The 18508-nt window shown below is 68.6% G+C and carries 15 protein-coding genes; 5 read left to right on the top strand and 10 right to left on the bottom strand.

The window, feature by feature from the left end:
* Positions 1-102 precede the first annotated feature (102 nt).
* Positions 103-1656: a sensor histidine kinase gene (locus tag HQ312_RS20220; RefSeq protein WP_027504311.1), complete on the top strand. Its 1554-nt coding sequence runs from the start codon at positions 103-105 to the stop codon at positions 1654-1656.
* The gene (locus HQ312_RS20215; RefSeq protein ID WP_037184018.1) at positions 1649-2368 is read left to right on the top strand and encodes a response regulator; all 720 of its coding nucleotides are present in this window, start codon (positions 1649-1651) and stop codon (positions 2366-2368) included. The genes HQ312_RS20220 and HQ312_RS20215 overlap by 8 nt, the downstream gene beginning before the upstream one ends.
* A gap of 1 nt (position 2369) precedes the next feature.
* Here HQ312_RS20215 and HQ312_RS20210 read toward each other — a convergent pair whose 3' ends face one another.
* The 3 genes from HQ312_RS20210 to HQ312_RS20200 are packed head-to-tail and all read right to left on the bottom strand — an operon-like array spanning position 2370 to position 6368.
* The gene (locus tag HQ312_RS20210; protein WP_222641088.1) at positions 2370-3263 is read right to left on the bottom strand and encodes an alpha/beta hydrolase; all 894 of its coding nucleotides are present in this window, start codon (positions 3261-3263) and stop codon (positions 2370-2372) included.
* A gap of 49 nt (positions 3264-3312) precedes the next feature.
* Positions 3313-5478 carry a S9 family peptidase gene (locus HQ312_RS20205; protein WP_222641087.1) on the bottom strand — a complete coding sequence of 722 codons (2166 nt, stop codon included), beginning with the start codon at positions 5476-5478 and terminating at the stop codon, positions 3313-3315.
* A 5-nt stretch (positions 5479-5483) separates the two neighbouring features.
* Positions 5484-6368: a phosphoribosylaminoimidazolesuccinocarboxamide synthase gene (locus tag HQ312_RS20200; RefSeq protein WP_222641085.1), complete on the bottom strand. Its 885-nt coding sequence runs from the start codon at positions 6366-6368 to the stop codon at positions 5484-5486.
* A 99-nt stretch (positions 6369-6467) separates the two neighbouring features.
* Between HQ312_RS20200 and HQ312_RS20195 the strand changes: the two genes are divergently transcribed.
* Positions 6468-7883, top strand: a complete 1416-nt coding sequence (locus tag HQ312_RS20195) for an MDR family MFS transporter (protein ID WP_308115567.1) — start codon at positions 6468-6470, stop codon at positions 7881-7883.
* Here the strand turns inward: HQ312_RS20195 and HQ312_RS20190 are convergent.
* The 7 genes from HQ312_RS20190 to purD form a co-directional block, all read right to left on the bottom strand.
* Positions 7880-8797: a siderophore-interacting protein gene (locus tag HQ312_RS20190; RefSeq protein WP_222641083.1), complete on the bottom strand. Its 918-nt coding sequence runs from the start codon at positions 8795-8797 to the stop codon at positions 7880-7882. The genes HQ312_RS20195 and HQ312_RS20190 overlap by 4 nt on opposite strands.
* A 136-nt stretch (positions 8798-8933) precedes the next feature.
* Positions 8934-10721, bottom strand: a complete 1788-nt coding sequence (locus HQ312_RS22270) for a DUF4012 domain-containing protein (RefSeq protein WP_222641081.1) — start codon at positions 10719-10721, stop codon at positions 8934-8936.
* Between the two features lie 78 nt (positions 10722-10799).
* On the bottom strand, positions 10800-12122 hold the full coding sequence (locus HQ312_RS20180) for a UDP-glucose/GDP-mannose dehydrogenase family protein (RefSeq protein WP_222641079.1): 1323 nt from the start codon (positions 12120-12122) through the stop codon (positions 10800-10802).
* 67 nt (positions 12123-12189) lie between these two features.
* Positions 12190-13611 carry an adenylosuccinate lyase gene (gene purB / locus HQ312_RS20175; RefSeq protein WP_222641076.1) on the bottom strand — a complete coding sequence of 474 codons (1422 nt, stop codon included), beginning with the start codon at positions 13609-13611 and terminating at the stop codon, positions 12190-12192.
* 53 nt (positions 13612-13664) lie between these two features.
* Positions 13665-14309 carry a TetR/AcrR family transcriptional regulator gene (locus HQ312_RS20170; protein WP_027504321.1) on the bottom strand — a complete coding sequence of 215 codons (645 nt, stop codon included), beginning with the start codon at positions 14307-14309 and terminating at the stop codon, positions 13665-13667.
* Between the two features lie 87 nt (positions 14310-14396).
* Entirely contained in the window at positions 14397-15551 is a 1155-nt protein-coding gene (locus HQ312_RS20165; protein WP_222641068.1) for a pyridoxal phosphate-dependent aminotransferase, read from the bottom strand.
* Between the two features lie 2 nt (positions 15552-15553).
* Positions 15554-16813, bottom strand: a complete 1260-nt coding sequence (gene purD, locus HQ312_RS20160; RefSeq protein ID WP_222641066.1) for a phosphoribosylamine--glycine ligase — start codon at positions 16811-16813, stop codon at positions 15554-15556.
* A 103-nt stretch (positions 16814-16916) separates the two neighbouring features.
* Between purD and HQ312_RS22075 the strand changes: the two genes are divergently transcribed.
* Both HQ312_RS22075 and HQ312_RS20155 read left to right on the top strand, forming a co-directional pair.
* Positions 16917-18014 carry a serine hydrolase gene (locus HQ312_RS22075; RefSeq protein ID WP_261782510.1) on the top strand — a complete coding sequence of 366 codons (1098 nt, stop codon included), beginning with the start codon at positions 16917-16919 and terminating at the stop codon, positions 18012-18014.
* Positions 18011-18466: a helix-turn-helix transcriptional regulator gene (locus HQ312_RS20155; protein WP_056446646.1), complete on the top strand. Its 456-nt coding sequence runs from the start codon at positions 18011-18013 to the stop codon at positions 18464-18466. Before HQ312_RS22075 ends, HQ312_RS20155 begins: the two co-directional genes overlap by 4 nt.
* Positions 18467-18508 lie beyond the last annotated feature (42 nt).

Below are 18508 nucleotides of genomic sequence, written 5' to 3'. Positions count from 1 at the left end.
GGTCCATGAGCGTGACCCGAGTCACCAATGAGTTCATTTCGTTCATGTGTACAGCGGTCACGCGCACGTCGTGAGCAGAACAGTCGAACCCGGAGGAACCCCGTGAGCAGCACGAACACCCGGCGTCGCCGCAGTGTGGCGCGGCAGCTCCTCGTCGGCCAGCTCGCGGTCGTGGTGCTCCTCGTGACGCTCGGCGGCGCTCTCGCCCTCGTCGACGCCCGCCGGGACAGCGACGAGAGCATCCGCCGGGAGGTCGTCGACATCGCCGTCTCGATCGCGACTGCCCCGTCCACGGTGACCGCACTCGCGAGTGCGGATCCCACAGCCGCGCTGCAACCGGTGACCGAGCGCGTGCGCATCGCGACGGGGATGGACTTCATCGTCGTCATGTCGCCCGACCGCACGCGTTTCACCCACACCACCACCGAGCTGATCGGCGGGCAGTTCACGGGCACGATCGACCGGGCGCTCGCCGGCGAGACGTTCACCGAGACGTACCGCGGATCTCTGGGACCGTCGATCCGCGCCGTCACGCCCGTGCTCGACGACGGCCGCGTCGTGGGGCTCGTCTCCGCCGGGGTCACCCGCCAGAAGATCTCCAGTCAGTTCGTCGCCGGGCTCCCGGCAGTCCTCGGCATCATCGCGGCGGCACTCGGCGTGGCCCTCGCGGCGTCGTATCTACTCAATCGGCGGCTCAGTCGTCAGACCCTCGGGCTCGCGCCCGACGAGCTGCGCAGCATGTACGAGCACCACGACGCCGTCCTGCACTCCATCGGCGAGGGGCTGGTGGTGTGGGGCGACGACTCGGAGGCGGAGCTGGTCAACGACGAGGCGCGGCGGCTGCTGGACCTGCCCGAGGGTCCCGTGACGCGCGAGCGCCTTCCGGAATCGCTGCGCGGACTGGGCGACACCGCCGTTCGCGACGAGATGCACCTGACGACGACGCGTGTCCTCGTGGTGACCCAGGACCCCGTCCTGCACGGGTCCCGCCGGCTCGGCACGGTGACCGTGCTGCGCGATCACACCGAATTGCAGCGTGTCATGGGCGAACTCGACTCGATGACGTCCTTCGCCGAGTCGCTGCGCTCGCAAGCGCACGAGTCGGCGAACCGTCTCCACACCGTCATCACGATGGTCGAACTCGGCCGCACCGAGCAGGCGGTCGAGTTCGCCACCCAGGAACTCGAGCTGTCGCAGAACCTCATCGACCGGCTCATGAGCACGGTGCAGGAACCCGCGGTCGCAGCACTGTTGCTGGGCAAGGTGAGCCAGGCCGCCGAGCAGGGCGTCGAGCTCACGGTCACCGAGGACACCGCCCTCACCGACACCGAGTCCTTCGACCGACGCGAATTGGTCACTCTCGCCGGAAATTTGATAGACAATGCGATCGATGCAGCGAAGCAGTCGGACGAGCCGTGGGTGGAGGTGACCGTGCGCGAGAGCGAGACGGACCTCGTGATCCAGGTGGCGGACAGTGGACCGGGAATGGACGCGGACGCCCTGGCGAGAGCACGGACCCGCGGTTACTCCACCAAGTCCGGCTCGCGGGGCCTCGGTCTCGCGCTGGTCACCCAGGTGGTCGAACGCCATCACGGGACCCTGACGTCGGAGACGACCTACGGATCGGTCGTCACCGCGAGCATCCCGCATGAGTGAGGCACCCGGTCCCGACGACACCACCATCCGCGTGCTGATCGTCGAGGACGAACCCCTGATCGCGGAAGCCCATTCGAGCTACGTCGGTCGTGTCCCCGGCTTCACCGTGGGTGCGATGGTGCACACCGCGTCGGGCGCCATGCGCGCGGCGTCCAAGGCCATCGCCGACGGGTCGCCGTTCGATCTGGTCCTGCTCGACATCGGGCTGCCGGACGCCAACGGCATCGACGTCGCCGCCGCACTCGGTGGACTGCGCCCCGGACCCGACGTCATCGCCATCACCTCCGAGCGCGACCTCGCCGTCGTGCGCAACGCCGTCGCGCACGGGGTGGTGCTGTACCTGCTCAAGCCCTTCACCTTCGCGGCGTTCCGGGACAAGCTGGAACGGTACGGCGAGTTTCGCAGCGCCCTGCGCGACGGCGAGTCGGCGGTGAGTCAACGCGACATCGACCGCGCCATGGCCTCTCTGCGCACCGCGGACGAGCGCGCCGCCTCCCCCAAGGGCATCGCTCCGGCGACACTCACCGAGATCTCGAACAGCGTGCGGGCACAGCCCGAGGGACTCGGGGCCTCCGAGGCAGCCAAGGCCGTCGGCGTCTCCCGGGTGACGGCGTGGCGCTATCTCGAACGGCTCGCCGACGACGGGCTCGTCGAGCGGCACACCGAGTACGGCAGGGCCGGACGGCCCCAGGTGCGGTACCGCTGGCGGTGAGTCAGCCCAGCGGGACCGTGCGCTCCAGGAACGCGATCTGATCGGCCACCACGTGCTCGAACGGGTCGCCGACATAGATCTCGAAGTGGCCGTACGGGTACACCTCGATCTGTCCGCGAGGCGCCTTCGCCGCATGGCGCAGGGTCGCCTTCGTCGGTGCGACGGTGTCCGGATCGCACACGCAGAACAGCACCGGCGCGGTGATCTTCTTCGCCGCCCGGCCGGGGAAGTACCGGGTGATGGCGAGTGCGAACCGAGCCGCCACCTCGTTGGAGAAGGCGGAACCGGGGGGCTGCAGACCGAGGTACCCGTCGAGTGCATCGGTGCTGGCCATCAGTGCGACACCACGGTGTTCCGCGGCGAGCGGCACCATCACGGGAGGCTTGCCCCGGAGCGATCCGACGATGTCCCGGACGGCGAGCGGGGTGATCCTGAGCGTCGTGCTCAGCGGCGTGGCCAGGGCCGACGCGAGCCCGTCGGTGAACGGGCACTGGGAGATCACCGCGGCGACCCGGCCGTCCCGAGCGGCGGCCTCGAGGACGTGGCCACCGCCGAACGAGGACCCCCACAGCACCACTCGGGTCGGATCGATCCCGTCGATCGTGCGGGCGTACGCGATGGCCGACGCCCAGTCCTCGAGTTGGAGCCCGATGTCGAGGAGCTGCCGTGGCTCGCCGCCACTGGCGCCGAAGTGGCGGTAGTCGAACACCAGGCACGCGTAGCCGGCAGCGGTGAACCGTTCGGCGTACGCGTCGAGCCGCATCTCGCGGACACCGCCCAGACCGTGGGCCAGGACGACGATCGGCTGCCGCTCGCTCGGTGTGTCCGGACGGTACAGCCACGCCGCACAGGTGGCGTCCCCGGACACGAACTCGACATCACGACGTTCACTCACTGCGGCCCCCGACCGTCATTCGCTGCAGTCCACCCCCCGGCGAACGCCGTCAGCTTGCCGTATCGCGGCCACCCGTGGCAATCGCACCCGTGCGTTCGATCACCCACGCGTACTCGAAGGCGATCTCCTTCCACTTCTCGTATCGCCCGCTGACCCCGCCGTGCCCGGCACTCATCTCGGTCTTCAGCAGAATCGGCTCGCTGCCGGTGTTCTTCACCCGCAGAGCGGCGATCCACTTCGCGGGTTCGACGTAGAGCACGCGCGTGTCGTTGATCGAGGTGATGGCCAGGACGGCCGGGTAGTCCTTCTCCGCCACGTTCTCGTACGGGCTGTACGACTTCATGTAGTCGTAGACGTCCTTGTCCTCCAGCGGGTTTCCCCACTCGTCCCACTCGATCACCGTGAGCGGCAACGACGGGTCGAGAATGGACGTGAGCGGATCCACGAACGGCACGTTGGCGAGGATGCCCGCGAACAGTTCGGGTGCGAGGTTGGCCACCGCTCCCATGAGGAGCCCGCCCGCGCTGCCACCGTCGGCCACCAGACGATCGGGAGACGTCACCCCGGTGTCGATCAGATGCCGTGCGCACGAGACGAAGTCGGTGAACGTGTTCTTCTTGTGCAGCATCTTGCCGTCCTCGTACCAGAGGCGGCCCATCTCCCCGCCGCCGCGCACGTGCGCGATGACGAACACGATGCCCCGATCGAGCAGGGACAGTCTCGACACCGAGAAGCCCGGGTCCATGCTCGCCTCGTACGAGCCGTACCCGTACAGCAGCGTCGGCGCGCCACCCTCGGACACCTCGACGTCGACGCGCTTGATCACCGAGAGCGGCACTCGCGTGCCGTCCTCCGCCGTCGCCCACTCCCTGGTCTGGGTGTACCGCGTCGGGTCGAAATCGCCGAGCACCGGCTGCGACTTGCGCAGGATGCGCTCGCCGGACGCCAGGTCGTAGTCGTAGACACGCGAGGGCGTGATGAACGAGGTGTAGCCGAAACGCAGCAGCGGTGCGTCCCACTCCGGATTCGAGCCGAGACCCACCGAGAACAGTTCCTCGTCGAACTCGAGCTCGTGACGCTCGCCGTAGCCGCTCTCGAGCAGTGGCCACAAGGCCATGCGCGGCACGGCTTCCCGGCGGTACGACAGCACCAGGTGGTGCGCGAACGCGTCGACGTCCTCGAGCCGCACGTCGTCGGCGTGCTCCAGGAGAATCGTCATGTCCGACGGGTCCTCCACCGGCGCGTCGGCCAGGACGAAGTTCTCCGCCTTCACTCCGTCGACGACGTCGTTGTGCAGGATCAGGAACCGGTCGCGGCCCGCGACCACGGCGTGCTCCGCGCTGTACTCGACGCCGTCCCTGCGCGGCAGGATCACGTGGAACTCGCCCGTCGGATCCTGCGCGTCGAGGTACCAGCCCTCGGTGGTGACCTTCGACCCCACCCAGATCACGAGGTACTTCTCGCTGCGCGTGGATCCGAAACTGACCCAGTAGGACTCGTCCGGCTCGTGGAAGACCACCACGTCCTCGGACGTGGGCGACCCGATCCGGTGTCGCCACACCTTGTCCGGACGCCACGAGTCGTCCACGGTCTGATAGAAGAGGTACTGCTGATCGGCGGACCAGGTCGCTCCGGGAGCGGTCTGCTCGATCTCGTCCGGGAACAGCTCTCCGGTACGAAGATCCTTGATGCGCAACGTGTACCGCTCGTCGCCGGCGGTGTCGACGGAGTACGCGAGCAGGTGTCCGTCGTCGCTCAGGGAGAATGCGCCGAGCGAGAAGAAATCGTGTCCTTCTGCCAGCACGTTGGCGTCGAGGACGATCTCCTCGCCGGGGACCTCGACACCCGGTTCGAGCGCGGGCGGCGTCCAGTCGTCCACCGAGGCGACCGGGCAGCGGCACTGCATGCCGTAACTCTTGCCCTCCAGCGTGCGCCCGTAGTACCACCAGAGTCCGCGGCGCGTGGGCACCGACAGATCGGTCTCCTGTGTGCGCGACTTGATCTCGTCGAAGATCGCCGTGCGCAGCGGCTCCAGGTGGGCCGTCTGCGACTCGGTGTAGGCGTTCTCCGCCTCGAGGTACGCGACGACCTCGGGATCCGACTTCTCCCGCAACCACTCGTACGGGTCCACGACGACGTCACCGTGGTGGGTGCGCGTGTGCGGAACGGTCTTGGCGATCGGTGGTGTCGTCTGCTGTGCGTCGTGCGTCTGCATGTCGGTCACGGTCGTACCCAATCGTCGAAGGAGAGACCCGAGAGTCGTTCGTACGCCTCGACGTAACGCGACCGGGTGCGGTCGGCGATGTCGTCGGGCAGCGGCGGGGGCGGTGCGTCGCCGTGGCGGTCCCATCCGGACTCACCGGTCAGCCAGTCCCGGACGAACTGCTTGTCGAAACTCGGCTGCGCCTGCCCCTCGGTGTAGCCGTCGAGCGGCCAGTACCGGGACGAGTCGGGAGTCAGCACCTCGTCGGCGAGGACCACCTCGCCGTCTTCGTCGACACCGAACTCGAACTTGGTGTCGGCGAGGATGATTCCGCGTCCGGCGGCGAACTCCGCGGCGCGCGCGTAGATGTCGAGCGTCGCCGAGCGCAGCTTGTCCGCCGTGTCGGCTCCGACCAGGGCGACCACGGAATCGAAGTCGATGTTCTCGTCGTGATCGCCGATCGCCGCCTTGCTGGCGGGGGTGAAGATCGGCTCCGGGAGCTTGCTCGCCTCGGTGAGACCGTCCGGGAGCGGAACGCCGCACACCGCACCCGTCTCCCGATAGTCGAGCAGCCCGGACCCGGTGAGGTAGCCACGGGCGACACACTCGACCGGTGCCATGCGCAGCGCGCGCACCACCAGCGCGCGGCCGAGCACCTCCTGCGGGATCCGCGGATCCTCCGCGTCTCCGGCGAGGTGATCTCGCACGCCGAGAGTGTCGAAGAAGAACACGCTCATCGCGGTGAGCACGCGACCCTTGTCAGGAATGGGTGTCGACAGCACGTGGTCGTACGCGGAGATGCGGTCGCTCGCCACCAGGAGCAGATGGTCGTCGTCGATGCGATACAGGTCGCGGACCTTGCCGGCCGCCAGATGGGGATACTGCGAGAGAGAGGGGCGCACGACGTTCGAGCGTAGTCGTGCCACGCATCGCGGTGGTGGCGGTGTCTGGCAGTGTTCGGAGGGACCCTCGGTACCGAGGCGAACGAAGGAGTGTTGCGGGTGACGACGACGGACAGGGTGCAGGTCGGATTCCGGTCCGAACGAGGCCCGATCCTGGCGGCGCTGATGCTCTGCAACTCGCTCGTCGCCCTCGACTCGACGATCATCGCCACGTCCGTCCTCACCATCGTCGACGACCTGGGCGGCTTCTCTCAGTTCCCGTGGCTCTTCTCGATCTACCTGCTCGCACAGGCCGTCACCGTGCCGGTCTACGGCAAGCTGGCGGATCTCTTCGGCCGCAAGCGTCTCGTCCTGTTCGGCATCGCCGTCTTCGCGATCGGCTCGGTGCTGTGCGGGATCGCCTGGAGCATGCCCGCCCTCATCGTCGCCCGGGCGATCCAGGGCATCGGCGCGGGCGCGATCCAACCGATGGTGCAGACGATCGCCGGCGACATCTACACCGTGCGCGAGCGCGCGAAGGCGCAGGGCTATCTGGCCAGCGTGTGGGCGATGTCGTCCATCGTGGGTCCCAGTCTCGGCGGCATCTTCTCCGAGTTCCTCTCGTGGCGCTGGATCTTCTTCGTCAACATCCCGCTGTGCCTGGTCGCGGCGGTGATGCTGATCCGCAAGTTCGACGAGACGGCGAGGCCGTCGACGCGGCAGAGCATCGACTACGTGGGCGCCGCGCTGCTCACCGTCGGCGCGGGCGCCCTCATCCTCGGGCTGCTCGAGGGTGGTCAGTCGTGGGCGTGGACGTCGGGAGCGAGTGTCGCGGTCTTCGCCGTCGGAGTGGCCGGGCTCGCCGCCTTCGTGCTCGTCGAGAGACGCGTCGCGTCCCCCGTGCTGCCACTGTGGGTGCTGACGCGACGCGTCCTGGTCGCCACGAGCGCCGTGGGCGCTGTCATCGGCGCCGTCGTGCTCACGCTCACCACGTACGTCCCGACGTTCGTCCAGGGCGTACTGGGGCTGAGCGCACTGGCGGGCGGCTTCACCCTCGCACCGCTCCTGCTGTCGTGGCCGCTGATGTCGTCACAGTCGGGTCGGGTGTATCTGCGCATCGGGTTCCGGCGCACCGCGGTCATCGGTGGGTCGATCGTCACGGCCGGTTCGCTGCTCACACTGGGATGGACCACGACGTCGTCGGTGTGGGAGATCTGCGTCGGGTGCCTCGTGATCGGAGCCGGGATGGGGCTGATCGCGGGCCCTGCGCTCATCGCGGCGCAGTCGAGTGTCGACTGGTCCGAGCGCGGAGTGGTCACCTCCACCAACACGTTCGCCCGCAACCTCGGCAGCGCCGTCGGCATCGCGGTGTGCGGGGCCATCGTCAATGCCACCGTCGGGGACGACGCATCGCCGGCCGAACTCGGCGACGGTCTGCACATCGTGTTCTACACGGTGATCGGCGGAGCGGTCCTGCTGCTGATCGCCGCGCTCGCGATGCCCGGTGGCCGTATCGCCGATCCCGAGAAGAGCTAGAGGCCGACGCGGTCGAGGAGTGCCTCGAACTCCTCCTGCGCCTGCGCTTCCGACTTGCCCTCGCGCAGAGCGCGCTTGTAGCCCGCGAGTGCCATCGCCTCGTACCGCTTGTAGGAGGCCAGCCACTCCTCGGCGCGCTCGCGCCAGTATCCGATGACCGAGCACTCACGGGTGCTCATGCCCCACTGCTTGCGCACGTGGGAGCGCACCGCGCGGGACGCGCCCGCCTCACCGGCGAACCACACGTATCCGGAGCCCGCGGGACGCTCGTACGACGCGACCGCATCGGGGAGAACACTCGGCATCACACCGTTGCCGGTACCCACGCGCCAGTCGACGGTGACGTCCGCCGCCGTGTCGAACGACTGGATGTCGGCGGGGTCGAGGACCTCGAGCACGACGTGGGTCCGCAGCCCGGCAGGTGCCTGCTCGAGTGCTCGGGCGATGGCCGGCAGACCCGTCTGGTCCGCCACGAGCAGTTGCCACGCGGCGTCCTCGGGACACCGGTACCAGGAGCGGGGGCGCGAGAGGACGACGCTGTGGCCCGGGCGCGCCAGCCGCGCCCAGTCAGACGCGACGCCGCTCTCGTGCAGGACGAAGTCGATGGTCAGCGTGTCGTCGTCGCGCATGCGGACGGTGTAGTTGCGGCACTCCGGCCGCGTCGCCGCGTCGTGGTAGCCCCACACGCCCTTACAGCAGGTCATCGGCGGCAGGACGTCGTCGACGGCGGGCGGGAAGTACACGGTCACGCACTCGTCCGGTGCCTCGACGCCGACGTACCGTTCCACCCACGGGCCGCCGAGAACGATGCGCACCATGCTGGGTGAGATCGCCGTCGTGGACAGCACCGACGCCGGATAGAAGCCGGGTTCCGCATCGAGCGTCGCGGCGTCGAGTTCGAACGCTGTCGACATCGGACCTCCTCGCCTGCGGCACGCTCGGGGAAATCGAGCGACTGTAAGGCGAGCCTAACCATGCCTGGCGGTGGAGTGCAATGGGGCCGGTCACAGACAGCTGTGACCAGCGCGTCACGATCTCACGAGAGCCGCGTCAGGATCCCGAGCAGTCCGGCACGTCGACGGTGGCGGTGCCGGGGAGCGTCGCAGGCTGGAGCGGCACCCGCGCAGCACCCGGCGCCGTCGGCTCCACGAGGTCGAGGACGAGGGTCTTGGTCTGCCCCGGCTCGACGACGAACGGCGTGTAGAAGAACGGATGGCCCCGTTCCTGCCCGGTGAGCACGAACACCTGCTGCCCATCGATCGACGCCTTCGTCAGCGTCGATCCCGTCGTCGTGAAGACCGACACCACCGATCGATTGGTTCCGGGGGGACCCTCGTACGCGGTCGTCTCGTTCTGACGTCCGGCGATGTACGTCGGATACTCCTGCGGCGGAGCCGTGTTGGTCACGGAGGCGGTGATCTGGGTCGTCCGGGTGTCCCCCTCGCAGGACGTCGCGGTGTAGGTGATGTCTCGCTCGAGGTAGTAGTCGAGCTTGCCACCGGCACCGTTGTTGACCACCAGCGCGGCGTACGGCGCGGGATCGTCCGGCACCTCGTGCGCGATCTTGGTTCCGGAGAGCACACTCTGGATCGCGGGGTCCGCGCTCCAGACGGCGGTGTGGCCCTCGCTGACGCCACGTCCGATGGCGTCGAGAAGTCCCGCAGGATCGTTGATTCTGCCCTCCACCTTGGAGAAGACGCGGGCCGCGATCTGCTGCAGGTAGTCCTTGCGCGCGAGGTTGTCGTCGGCGAAGCGGAAGTACGCCTCCGACTGCGTCAGGTTCACCACGTTGTCCGACGTGACCTGCTCGCCGTCGGCGAGAGTCACCGGGCCGACCACGCCGAGGATGTAACTCAGCGCGACCGGGTCGGTCGCCAACACACCGTCGACGGACTGACCGGACTCCTGCTGCCAGATCGACCGGAGGATCTCCCCCGTGTACGGGAAGTGAGGACTCACGTTCGCGTTCTGCCAGTTGGCCGTCGCGTTGTACTGGTTGCCGTACGCCTTGGCGAAGTCGGGCCCCAGATCGATCGGGTCGTAGAGGGCACCGAGCTCGCTGTTCTTCGCCAGTGCGTCGAGCGAGATCTTGCCCCGGTCCGCGTCGATGATGGCGAATCCACCCATGAGCCCGCCGGTACCGCGCGACTCGGCATTGGTCTGGAACGCCAGGAAGTAGCTCTTGGGTGAGTTCTCGCCGAGCATGTCCGGGAGGATCTTCGACGCCAGGCTGGTGTTGGTGAGCAGCCCGGACAGATCGTTCAACTGCGCCTTCAGCGAATCACCGGCCTCGGTGACCTGCGGTAGATAACTGTCGGTGTCGATGGACTCCGCGCGCTGGTTCAGTGCGGTCGCCGAGGCGGACACCTGCTCGAGGGTCGGCGACGCCTCGCGCAGCGCACCCAGATCGATCGTGCCGTCGTCGGCGCGCAGTTCACTCGGGTTCAGCACCGCACCGACGTCGACCGCGGGCTGCAGGACCTCGGTCGTGAGGTCGTGGACGAGTCCGGTGAGCGGACCCACGACATCGAGAGGGGAGCCCACACCCGGAATGGCGGCGACGGCCTTCCAGATGGGCGACTCGGTCGCATCCAGCGCATCTGTCGACGCGGCGGTCGCGTCCGCGACGCGCTCACGACCCTCGTCCGCGTTGCCGGCCAGGATCGCCGACCGTGCCGCGAGTGCATCGTCACGGGCGGAGCTCAGCCCCTTGTACGCCGTGTAGACGGTCCACCCGAACCACGCGACCAGAGCCAGGAGGACGACGGCCACGATCCACACCCAGATCGGGACCCGCCGTCGCCGTGCCGTCGTGGTTCCACCGAGCTCATTCGACACGACAATCCTCTGCTCGTTCTCGGACCGATATTCGGCAGGAGTGTATCAATGGCGTTGTCGACTGTCGTTTCGTCGGACTCAGGGTCGTCCGAGACCGCGATAGTGCCACCCGGCAGAACGCCACATATTCACGTCGAGGCAATTGCGTCCGTCGATGATTCTGCGTTCTCGCACCACGCCCTCCAGATCGGCGGGAACCAGCTCGCGGAATTCACGCCATTCGGTGAGCACGAGTACCACGTCGGCCTTCGCGCACGCCTCCAGCGCAGAGCTCGCGTACCCCAGCGTGGGGAACAGCGCGCGTGAGTTGTCGTTGGCCTTCGGGTCGTACACGGTCACACCGGCACCCTGAAGTTGCAGTTGGCCAGCGACATTGAGTGCCGGTGAATCGCGGACGTCGTCGGAGTCGGGCTTGAAGGCTGCACCCAGCACCGCGACCTGAGCTCCCAGCAGAGTTCCCACGGTGTCGCGCACGACCTCGACCATGCCGGTGCGGCGACGCATGTTGATGTTGTCGACCTCGCGCAGGAAGGTCAGCGCCTGGTCGGCTCCCAACTCACCGGCACGGGCCATGAATGCGCGAATGTCCTTGGGCAGGCAACCGCCACCGAAACCGATCCCGGCGTTGAGAAATTTGCGTCCGATTCGATCGTCGTGACCGATTGCATCGGCCAGAACGGTGATATCGGCGCCTGCCGCGTCACAGACCTCGGAAATAGCGTTGATGAACGAGATCTTCGTCGCGAGAAATGCGTTGGCCGACGTCTTGACCAATTCGGCGGTGGCCAGATCGGTCACGATGAAGGGGATCCCCTCGGCGAGCAGGGGCGCGTAGACCTCGCGCGCGACCTCCTCCGCGCGCCGAGGACGGTTCCTGTCGACCCCGAGCACCAGCCGGTCCGGGTGCAGCGTGTCCTCCACGGCGTGACCCTCGCGCAGGAACTCCGGGTTCCAGGCCACCTCGAGGTCCTCGCCTGCCGGCGAGAGCGCATGGGCCATCGTGCCGAGTCGCTCCGCCGTGCCCACGGGGACCGTGGACTTGCCGAAGAGGACAGCGGGTCCGGTGATCAGCGGTGCGAGGTTCTCCACCACCGAGTTCACGTACGTCACGTCGGCGGCGTACTCGCCCTTCTTCTGCGGCGTGCCCACCGCGAGGAAGAAGATGTCACCGAACGCTGCAGCGTCCGCGTACGACGCGGTGAAGCGCAGGCGGCCCGCTGCGATGTTGCGCTGCAACACGTCCTCGAGCCCGGGCTCCCAGAAGGGCACCTCCCCCGCCTCGAGCTTGGCCAGCTTGCTCGGGTCGACATCGACCCCGAGGACGTCGTGTCCGATCTCGGCCATGCACGCAGCGTGCGTGGCGCCCAGGTAACCCGTTCCGATGACGACAACTTTGCTCACATGACGAACCGTAGGGTCTGACGGCCGTCACTTCCACCGGGAGACCGCCCCGTCGTCACGGTTCACATCACAGAATGGGAGCCGGTGTGTACCGAGCCGCCTCCGGGTTCGCGTCGACCAGTGTCTGCACCGCGGCGACGACCGCAGCGACCTGCGCGTGCGCGGCGCCGATGAACGCCGACCGATCCGCCAGCGCCGTGTCGAGTGCCGCGCGGTCGAGCGGCAACCGCTCGTCGGCCGCGAGTCGGTCGAGGAGGTCCGGTTCCCTCCCCTGCTCCCGCATCGCGAGAGCGACGGCCACGGCATGCTCCTTGATGGCCTCGTGGGCGGTCTCCCGACCGACGCCTGCGCGGACGGCGGCCATGAGCACCTTGGTCGTCGCCAGGAAGGGCAGATAGCGATCGAGCTCGCGGGCGATCACCGCGGGATAGGCACCGAACTCTGCGAGCACGGTCAGGAAGGTCTCCATCATCCCGTCGATGGCGAAGAATGCGTCCGGCAGCGCGACACGACGCACGACGGAACAGAAGACGTCGCCCTCGTTCCACTGTGCGCCGGCCAGCTCCGCGGCCATGGACCCGTAGCCGCGCAGGATCACCTGCAGGCCGTTGACGCGTTCGCAGGACCGGGTGTTCATCTTGTGCGGCATGGCCGACGAGCCCACCTGACCCGGCTGGAAACCCTCGGTCACCAGCTCGTGTCCGGCCATCAGACGCACCGTGTGGGCGAAGGAGGACTGCGCCGCACCCACCTGCACCAGCGCCGACACCACGTCGTGGTCGAGAGAACGAGGGTAGACCTGGCCGACACTCGTGAAGACGTGGGCGAAACCGAGATGCTGCGCCACCGCGCGTTCGAGGGTCTCGAGCTTGTTGGCATCGCCGCCGAGCAGATCGAGCATGTCCTGGGCCGTCCCCATCGGACCCTTGATGCCGCGCAGCGGGTACCGGTCGATCAGCTCCCGGAGCCGGGTCAACGCCACCATCAGCTCGTCGGCAGCCGACGCGAACCGCTTGCCCAGCGTCGTGGCCTGCGCCGCGACGTTGTGGCTGCGGCCGGCCATGACCACCTCGGTGTACTCGGCCGCGCGCTCGGCCAGACGCGCCGCGACAGCCACGCCGTGCCCGTACACGTGTTCCATCGACCGCAGGATCTGCAGCTGCTCGACGTTCTCCGTCAGATCGCGGCTGGTCAGACCCTTGTGCACGTGCTCGTGGCCGGCAAGGGCGTTGAACTCCTCGATCCGCGCCTTCACGTCGTGACGAGTGACCCGCTCTCGATCCGCGATCGACTCGAGATCGACCCGGTCGGCCACTCGCTCGTAGTCCGCGATGGCCTCCGCCGGGACGTCGACACCGAGATCGGCCTGCGCTCGCAGCACAGCGATCCACAGCTGACGCTCGAGCACGATCTTGTGCTCGGGTGACCACAGACGGGCCATGTCGGGACTGGCGTAACGGTGGGCGAGGACATTCGGGATACGGCTCACGAGCGGCCAGTTTACGGTCCCTCCACTGCGCGACCGTCCTCCGGACTGCGCCTCTACTGCGCGACCGTCCTCCGGACTTCCCGTGACAACGGCGCGTGACGGTCCACCGCATCCAGCAGGACGTCCCGCACGCGTGACCGCAGGTCCGCCCCATTCTCACCCAACGCGCCCATCACGACACCGTCGACGAGGGCCAGGAGCGGGCGGACGTGGTCACGGTCGGTGGGCCGACCCGCGGCGGACAGAACGTCGGACAGCATGTCCTCCAGCTCACCACGCAGCCGGCAGTGCAGTTCCTGCAGCTGCGGATGCCGCGCCGCAGCCAGCACCCGCTCGTAGCGCGCCACCATCAGGTCCCGCCGGACCTCGTCGCCGTCGTCCGGACCCACGAGCAGGTCCACCACCAGGTCCACCGTGTCCGCGGTGTCCAACGCAGCCGGCGCGAATGCGGTCATCCGGTCGCGGATCATCGCGATCTCACGGACCCCGTTCAGTTCCGCGGCGTGCGTGACGAGGTCGTCCAGGGAGTCGAAGTAGTAGGTCGTGGACGCCAGCGGAAGCCTGGCCCTCGCCGCGACGCTCCGGTGCCGCACGGCGTCGTACCCTCCGGCCAGCAGAAGATCCGCTGCGGCCGAGATGAGGGCCTCGCGCCGACGCCGACCCTTGGGCGTCGAGCGGGGAGCGGAGCCGGTCGACATGCGTACACATGCTGCCACCGGCGCTTCTCCCCCGTGCGCCTTTTGCGTATCCCTGGATGCGCAAAGGGCGCACGGGGGCGCAGCCCACTACCGCAGTCGCGGGGTGAGCCGACGCAGCGCCTCGGTGATGTCCTCGGTCGCACCGGCGAAGGAGAAGCGCACCGTGTGGTGACCGTGCACCGTGTCGAAGTCCGCACCCGGGACGACGGCCACTCCGGTCTCGTTCAGGGTGTCGGCGCACCATCGGAACGAATCGTCCGTCAGGTGCCCGATGTCGGCGTACGCGTAGAAGGCGCCGTCCGCGGGAGCGAGCCGGGTGATACCGGCATCACGGAGACCGCCGAGCAGTTCCTCGCGGTTGCGGGCGTACCGCCGCACGTGACCGTCCAACTCGGCGAGGGACTCGTCCGTGAAGGCGGCGACCGCGGCGAGCTGCGAGACGGTCGGCGGACACACCGTCATGTTCGAGGCCAGTCGCTGGACCGCTCGGGTGAGCGAACGCGGGAGCACCATCCAGCCGAGACGCCAGCCGGTCATGGAGAAGTACTTCGAGACCGACCCGATAGAGACGGCGCCGTCCGAGAACTCCCGAGCGCTCCGGCACTCGACGTCGCCGTAGGAGATGCCGTGGTAGATCTCGTCGGAGATCAGCAGCGTGCCGTGCTCGTCGCACCATCGCGCGAGCGCGGCCAACTCGTCGGGATCGATGATCGTGCCGGTCGGATTGGCCGGACTGGCGATGATCAGTCCCTTCGGAGGTTCGGGGAGCGCATCGAGCATCGCGACCGTCGGCTGGAAGCGAGCGTCCTCGCCGCAGTCCAGCTCGATCACGCGACACCCCAACGCGGACAACGTGTTGCGATACGCGGGATAACCGGGTCGCGCCATCACCACGGTGTCGCCGGCGTCGAACGCCGCGAGGAACAGCAACGTGAACGCACCCGACGACCCGGTGGTCACCACGACGTCCTCGGCCTCGATGACGACCTTCGATCGCCTCGACAGGTAGGCGGCGATCGTCGCCCTCAGCCGCGCGGTACCCAACGTCTCGGAGTAGCCGATCACGTCGTCGTCGAGCGCCGTGCGCATGGCAGCGAGGACCGGCCCGGGCGCGCGCGTGGACGGCTGTCCGGCCGCGAGGGACACGACGTCGCCGTGAGTCTCCTGGCGGCGCGCCGCAGCGGCGAACACGTCCATGACGCGGAACGGCTCGATACGCGAGCGCGCGGATTCCTCGACCATCGTCAGGAGGGGGTCGAGATCCGGCCCTCGACGGCCGAGAGTCCGATGTCGGTGCGGAAGTGGCCGCCGGTCAACGACACTCGCGCCATGATGTCGTACGCCTCGGTGCGGGCGGCGGCGAGATCCGCCCCGGTGCCGACGACGCTGAGCACGCGGCCCCCGGCCGACACGAGGCCACCGTTCCTGCCGTGCGCCGTCCCCGCGTGCAGCACGCCGGGGTTCTCGGCGCCGGTGATGGCGTCTCCGGTGCGCGGTCGGCCGGGATAGTTCTCGGCGGCGAGCACGACGGTGACCGCCGAACCCTGCTTCCACTGCAGCGGCGGCAGGTCCGCCAATGTTCCGGTGGATGCCGCGTACAGCGCCGCACCGAGCGGTGAGTCGAGAAGTGCGAGCACGGCCTGGGTCTCGGGATCACCGAAGCGACAGTTGAATTCGATGACCGCGGGGCCCTCACCGTCCACCGCGAGGCCCGCGTAGAGCAGGCCGGTGAACGGGCAACCCCGTGCCACCATCTCCGCTGCCACGGGCGCGACCACCTCGTCGACGATGCGCTGGACCATCGAGTCGGGCAACCACGGCAACGGTGTGTAGGCGCCCATCCCGCCGGTGTTGGGCCCGGTGTCGCCGTCTCCGACGCGCTTGTGGTCCTGAGCGGGCAGCAGCGGCACCACGGTCTCGCCGTCGACGAGACAGAACAGCGACACCTCCGGGCCGGACAGGAACGATTCGAGCAACACGGGATGGCCGAGTTCGAGGAGCTCGGCGGCGTGAGCGCGCGCGGTGAGGCGGTCCTGCGTGACGACGACTCCCTTGCCCGCGGCCAGTCCGTCGTCCTTCACCACCCACGTCGGCCCGAAGCGGTTGAGGGCGGCATCGAGCAGTGCCGGCGTGTCCACCACCTCGCTGGTCGCGGTGCGGACCCCGGCCGACGCCATGACGTCCTTCGCGAACGCCTTGGAACCCTCGATCCGGGCGGCGGCGGCGGACGGACCGAAGCAGGCGATCCCGGCCGCGCGCACCGCGTCGGCGACGCCGAGCACCAGCGGTACCTCGGGGCCGATGACGACCAGATCGGCGCCGCGCTCGCGAGCGAGCGACACGACGGCCTCCCCGGAGGCGACGTCGACGGGGTACGTCTGGGCGACGGTCTCGATGCCGGCGTTGCCGGGTGCGCACATCACCGCGCTCACCTCGGGGTCCGCCGCCAGGGCGATCAGCAGGGCATGTTCACGGGCTCCGGAACCGATGACGAGTACTCGCACGAGAGCAGCGTACTGGCCACGACCTCTGGACCAGCGCACCCGTTCGCGCTATGGTAATTCCGGAATTACGGAATAGCCGAACGATGCGACTCGAGGAGAACCGATGATGCGCACTCTCACCGCCGTGACCGCGGCGTCGATTCTGCTGGCCGGGTGCTCGTCCGCACCGCCGAGCACGGCCGAGCCGACGTCCACCACGACGTGCGCACCGGCCCCCGTTGCGGACATGACCACACCCGACGGCTGGATCGGCTTCGCTGCCGAGCACCCCGAATCGGTGTCCTTCGCGGTGGACGACGGGCTCGGACACACCGCCGAGCACGACGCGGACACGCCGCACCCCCTCGCCTCCGCCGTGAAGGTCGTACACCTCGGTGCCTACGCCCGCGCCGTGGCCGACGGCACACTGGACCCGGACGAACGCATCCCTGTCGCCGACTGGCAGCGGTGGTACGCACCCGGCACGGACGGCGGTGCCCACATCGCGGCTCTGAATCGCCTCGGCATCGCGAATGACGGAACATCGCCGACGGATCCGGCCGCGACGGTGCGGCTCGACGACATGGTCACCGCGATGGTGCTTGAGAGCGACAACGGAGTGCCCGACTACCTCCGGTACCGCCTGGGCGACGACGCGTTGCGGGACGCCGCCGCAGCGGGCGGGTGGAGCGACTTCACACCACCCACCCTCGTCGGCGTCACGCTCGGCGCCCTCGACGCGACCGTCGACACGGACGATCTGTGGTCGCTCGCACAGCGGTTCGCGTTCGACGCCGACTTCCGCGCGACCTACGGAACGACTGCGCGACCGCGCGGCGAGACGGAACTCCTCACCTACTTCGATCGGTTCGGCCCGACCGGGACGGCCGCCGAGCTCGCGCGATTCCACACCGCCGTCGCCGACGGTTCCTACGGCTCGGGGGTCGACACCGTCAGGCGCCACCTCGAATGGCAGGACCCGCCTGCGGACGCCGGGTTCGTGGCCATGGGGTTCAAGGGCGGGAATCTGCCCGGAGTTCTCACGCACGGCTTCGAGTTCCGCCGCGCGGACGGCGCCCCCGCCGTGGTGGTGTGGCTGAACCATGGTCTGACCGCAGCCGAGTACGAGTCCGCGACGACGAACCTGACCCAGCATCAGACGCTGCTCCTCGAGGCCGCGGCGGATCCGGCGACAGTGGGGCGGCTAGCCTGCATCTCGTGAGCGAGCTGGAGGCACGCGTCGCAGCCCTGGAGGCTCGGGTCGCGGCGCTCGAGGGGGACCCCCGACAGACGGCGGCGTCCACCGGGGGCCTCGTGTCCTACTCGGGTGACGTCCATCTGGCCGGCGACGTCACCTGGTCCATCGAGTACGTGCCCGACGCCGTGCTCGATCTTCCTCCCGACCGGGCGGTCGAGGTGCTGGCGGCGCTCGGCCACCCCGTGAGGCTCGCCGTGGTCCGCGCACTGTTGCGCGGTCCAGCAGTCGCCGCCGATCTCCAGGCGGCGGTGGGACTGTCGTCCGTCGGTCAGCTCTATCACCATCTGAAGACCCTCACGTCGGCGCGGATCGTCGAGCAGCACGGCCGGGGCGACTACCGGCTCGCCGCACGCACCGTCGTGCCCGCGCTGGTGCTGATGCTCGCCTCGGCCGACATCGCCGGAGAACTTCGCTGATATGAGATCCGGTGCAGTGGACCGTGGTCAGCACGGTTCACT

This window comes from Rhodococcus sp. BP-316, from assembly GCF_019836105.1.
In the GTDB taxonomy this organism is placed as follows: domain Bacteria; phylum Actinomycetota; class Actinomycetes; order Mycobacteriales; family Mycobacteriaceae; genus Rhodococcoides.
The sequence above is the reverse complement of the archived record's forward strand: the minus strand, read 5'-3'. Positions and strand labels throughout refer to the sequence as shown.